Origin of the sequence: Streptomyces sp. NPDC006283, from assembly GCF_040613325.1 — a bacterium.
GTDB lineage: Bacteria > Actinomycetota > Actinomycetes > Streptomycetales > Streptomycetaceae > Streptomyces.
In genome coordinates this window covers 1-4,029 of sequence record NZ_JBEXRZ010000353.1, presented here as the reverse complement: position 1 = coordinate 4,029, position 4,029 = coordinate 1, and the positions used below count along the sequence as shown (strand labels likewise).

Sequence of the window (4,029 nt, the reverse complement as noted above, 5' to 3'; positions counted from 1 at the left end):
CTATGTCGAGCAGGACCTCCACGAACTCTACGAGGGCGAAGTCCGCTACGCCCGCGACGCGTTCGAGGGCCTGCGCCTGATGGACGCCCTCATCGGCGTCAAGCGCGGCGTCCCCGGCGCGGTGCTGCCCGAACTGAAGCAGCGCAGGGTCAGGGCGGCCGCCACCACGGTGGTCGAGGAGCGCCCCGAGGAAGGCTCGGCCCGGTCCGACGTCGCGACCGACAACCCGGTCCCCGAGCCGCCGTTCTGGGGAACCCGCGTGGTCAAGGGCATCCCGCTCAAGGACTACGCCTCCTGGCTCGACGAGGGCGCCCTGTTCAAGGGCCAGTGGGGGCTCAAGCAGTCCCGCGTCGGAGACGGGCCCACGTACGAGGAGCTGGTGGAGTCCGAGGGCAGGCCCCGGCTGCGCGGCCTGCTGGACCGGCTGCAGACCGACAACCTTCTCGAGGCGGCCGTCGTCCACGGCTACTTCCCGTGCGTGTCCAAGGGCGACGACCTGATCCTGCTGAACGAGGACGGCTCCGAGCGGACCCGCTTCTCCTTCCCGCGTCAGCGCCGCGGCCGGCGCCTGTGCCTGGCGGACTTCTTCCGCCCCGAGGAGTCCGGCGAGACCGACGTCGTCGGTCTGCAGGTCGTCACCGTCGGATCGAAGATCGGTGAGGAGACCGCCAAGCTCTTCGAGGCCAACGCCTACCGCGACTACCTCGAGCTGCACGGCCTGTCCGTCCAGCTCGCGGAGGCGCTCGCCGAGTACTGGCACGCCCGGGTGCGCGCCGAGCTCGGCTTCGGCGGCGAGGACCCGGCCGACGTGGAGGACATGTTCGCGCTGAAGTACCGCGGCGCCCGGTTCTCGCTCGGCTACGGTGCGTGCCCGGATCTCGAGGACCGTGCCAAGATCGCGGAACTGCTCCGGCCGGAACGCATCGGCGTCCAGCTGTCCGAGGAGTTCCAGCTCCACCCCGAGCAGTCCACCGACGCGATCGTCATCCACCACCCCGAGGCGAAGTATTTCAACGCACGCTGATCCAGTGCGTCGTACACTGGTCGGTCCAGTGCAGGCCGGTCGCCTGTCCCTGCGGGAAAGCCGCTGGGAGAGGTGGCCGGCCTTCTCGTCCCTGATGGAGGTGCGTCGATGACCAGCACGGTCCCCGCGTCGCTGACCCGTTCGGCCGAAGCGGCCGCCCTGCAGGCCGTATTTCTCGACATGGACGGCACCCTCGTCGACACGGAGGGCTTCTGGTGGGACGCGGAGGTGGAGGTCTTCGCCGACCTCGGCCACCGGCTGGACGAGGCATGGCGGGACGTCGTGGTGGGCGGCCCCATGACGCGCAGCGCGGGCTATCTCATCGAGGCCACCGGCGCCGACATCAGCCTCGCGGAGCTGACCGTGCTGCTCAACGACAAGTTCGAGGAACGCATCGGGCGGGGCGTGCCCATGATGCCCGGTGCAGCCCGGCTGCTCTCGGAGCTTGCCGCACACAACGTGCCCACAGCGCTGGTCTCGGCGTCGCACCGCCGCATCATCGACCGGATCCTCTACTCCCTGGGTCCCCAGCACTTCGCCCTCTCGGTCGCGGGTGACGAGGTACCCCGTACCAAGCCGCACCCCGACCCGTATCTCCTCGCCGCCCAGGGGCTGGGTGCGGAGCCCGCGAGGTGCGCCGTCGTGGAGGACACGGCGACCGGCGTGGCGTCGGCGGAGGCGGCGGGCTGCCGAGTCGTGGCGGTCCCGTCCGTGAGTCCGATCCAGCCGGCTGTCGGCCGAGTCGTCGTTCAGTCCCTCGAGGAAGTCGACGTCGTATTCCTGCGCACTCTCATCAGCGCGAAGCAGTGATACGCGTACGGTCCGTGTATCTCGAACGAATGAGAAACTCACGGCATCCGGACATGCTTTTTCCGTGACCGCCCGTTCGATTACCGCGTGATCGCCAATATGTTCCCAGGGTGACCTTCGTCACTGTGCGTGCCGTCCTGACGAGGGGCGACTTGCGTCCGATGCCCCGTTCGGGGGGTGTCGGACGCTTCCATGTGTCCGGATTGGTGAGGGAGATTACGAATCTTCCGCGGCATGGCCATCCACCCACAGCCATTGATGATCACTCAGCGATTACGCATCAACTCGGGCCCGGTCACCCTTTCCTGGCGTTGCCGACTAATCTCGTCGCGAGACTTCGCTGCATCACCGTGGTGTTCCGCCGACCACCCAGCCGACGGAAACACAGGACCGATCGCTCTGTATCCCGGCCCGATCGCGCCGCCCCGACCGGGCGGAGGCGGCGGAGTGTCTGAAACGCATCGCTGTAACCAGTGCCGGATGGGATGAGGGAGAACGTCCAGGATGAACCGTAAGACTTTGGTGCTGTCGGCCGTGGTCGGCCTGCTCGCGCCCGTGCTCGTCGCCTGCGGCAGTACGGGCAGCGGGTCCGACGGCGGCGACGCCATAGTCGTGGGCACCACGGACCAGTTCGTCGCGGGCGCGGACGCCCCCGCTCCCCTGGACCCGGCGTACGCCTACGACACCGGCGCCTGGAACGTCCTGCGGCAGACCCTCCAGACCCTGATGCACGCCCCGCGCGGCGGCGGTGAGCCCGTCCCGGACGCCGCCGAGTCCTGCATCTTCACGGACAACGCGAGCGAGAGCTACCGCTGCAAGCTGCGCAGCGGCCTCACGTTCGCCGACGGCACGCCCGTGACCGCGCAGGACGTCAAGTTCTCCGTCCAGCGGGTTCTGGACATCGACGCCGACAACGGCACGGCCGCCCTCCTCTCGAACATCGATACGATCGAGACCAAGGGCGAGGACGAGATCATCTTCCACCTGGCCACGCCCGACGCCACCTTCCCGTACAAGCTCTCGACGCCGGTCGCCGGCATCGTCAGCAAGGAGAAGTACGAGGGGAAGAAGCTGCGCGAGGGCTTCCAGGTCGACGGCTCCGGCCCGTACACCATGAAGACCGAGACCGACGGCGACCACGTCTCCCAGGTCGTCTTCAGCAAGAACCCGAACTACAAGGGCGACCTCAAGCTCCACAACGACAAGGTCGTGCTGCGCACCTTCGCCGACGCCGCCTCCATGGGCAAGGCGCTCGAGGAGGGCGACATCGACCTGATGACCCGTGCCATGTCGCCGGAGCAGATCAAGAACCTGCTGGAAAATCCGAAGGAAGGCATCGAGCTCACCGAGATGCCGGGCCTGGAGATCCGCTACCTCGCCTTCAACACCAACGCCCCGGCGGTCAAGAACAAGGCCGTCCGCCAGGCCATCGCGTCGCTCGTCGATCGCGGCCAGATCGCTCAGGAGGTGTACGGCGCCACCGCCGAGCCCCTCTACTCGCTCATCCCGTCGAGCATCTCCGCGCACACGAACTCGTTCTTCAACAAGTACGGCGAGCCCAGCCGCGCGAACGCCGCGAGCATCCTGAGCAACGCCGGCATCAGCACGCCGGTCAAGCTCACGCTGCACTACACCACGGACCACTACGGCGAGGGCACGGCCAAGGAGTTCGAGGCGCTCCGCGACCAGCTCAACGCGAGCAAGCTGTTCGACGTCAAGATCGAGGGCGCCGAGTGGGCCAAGTTCCGTCCCGCCCAGAAGCGCGGCGACTACGCCGTCTACGGGCTGGGCTGGTTCCCCGACTTCCCGGACCCGGACAACTACACCGCGCCGTTCCTCGACAAGGGCAACTTCCTCAACTCGCCCTACGTCAGCGACAAGGCTCTTGAACTGATCCCGCAGTCGCGCCGTGAGGCCGACCGCACCGCGGCGTCGCCGGCCTTCAAGCAGATCCAGGACATCGTCGCCAACGACGTGCCCGTGCTGCCGCTCTGGCAGGGCAAGCAGTACGTCGCCGCACGCGAGAACGTCAGTGGTGTCGAGTGGGCGCTCAACTCCAGCTCCGACCTCCAGCTGTGGGAGCTGTTCCGCGGAACCGCCTGATCCTGGCGGCTCCCACGAACGACAAAGGCCGGAGGCCATGGCACACCGACTGCGCTCCGCGGCGGCGCTGCCACGGGGCGTTTGCATTGCGG

The 4,029-nt window shown here is 67.9% G+C and carries 3 protein-coding genes; all 3 read left to right on the top strand.

What is annotated here, in order from left to right:
• Nucleotides 1-1,024, top strand: a 1,024-nt coding sequence (locus tag ABZ070_RS35695; protein WP_356640182.1) for a vitamin B12 dependent-methionine synthase activation domain-containing protein, incomplete at its 5' end; no start/stop codon positions are given.
• A gap of 108 nt (nucleotides 1,025-1,132) precedes the next feature.
• On the top strand, nucleotides 1,133-1,834 hold the full coding sequence (locus tag ABZ070_RS35690) for an HAD family phosphatase (protein ID WP_356640180.1): 702 nt from the start codon (nucleotides 1,133-1,135) through the stop codon (nucleotides 1,832-1,834).
• Between the two features lie 504 nt (nucleotides 1,835-2,338).
• Nucleotides 2,339-3,937 carry an ABC transporter substrate-binding protein gene (locus ABZ070_RS35685; RefSeq protein WP_356640178.1) on the top strand — a complete coding sequence of 533 codons (1,599 nt, stop codon included), beginning with the start codon at nucleotides 2,339-2,341 and terminating at the stop codon, nucleotides 3,935-3,937.
• The last annotated feature ends 92 nt before the right edge of the window (nucleotides 3,938-4,029 follow it).